At 57.5% G+C, this 567-nt stretch carries 1 protein-coding gene; it reads right to left on the bottom strand.

Annotated features, from left to right (window positions below; translation table 11 throughout):
- The coding region (locus EGI20_RS14235; protein ID WP_498632263.1) for a YuxH family protein at positions 1–567 on the bottom strand (567 nt) is incomplete at both ends.

Consider the following 567-nt stretch of genomic DNA (forward strand, 5'->3'; position numbering starts at 1 on the left):
CTCTATCTTGCGCACCTGGGTGATGAATGGCCCCTGGAACAGGACAAAGCGTTCGTGTGCAGCACTGCTGCGCAGACAGACTTCGTACGCCTCCATCGAGCTGATATTGCGTGCATACCAGCGTGCTCGCGGGAAGCGCGCGGGCAGTTTGTCCAGAAACGGGATCAGTACCTCTTCGGCCGAGGCGGAAAAATCGAGTATCAGATAGTCCATCAGCCCGAACAGATCGTTTTGCAACGAGGGGGTCAGCTGTCCTTCTCCGAACTGTGTCGGCTCCAGCGCAAAGCACAGCCCTTGCTGTTTGAGCTGCTGTATCTGAGCCAGTTCTGCTTGCCCGATGCGTTCTCCGGCCGAGGGGTTGAGTATGCAGATGACGCGCTGTGCGGCCAGGGTAGCCAGTTGCGGGTTGTTCAACACGCTCAGTGACAGGTTGATAAAGGCACGGCGTTTGGCGAGCAGGCTGAATACATCCAGATTCAGCAGCGTACCCAGCATCAGTTGATCATATTGCGCGTACTGGCTGGTGCCGGCCTCGCTACGCTGCACGGCATCGCAGGCAACAAATTC

It is taken from the genome of Aquitalea sp. S1-19 (assembly GCF_024343515.1).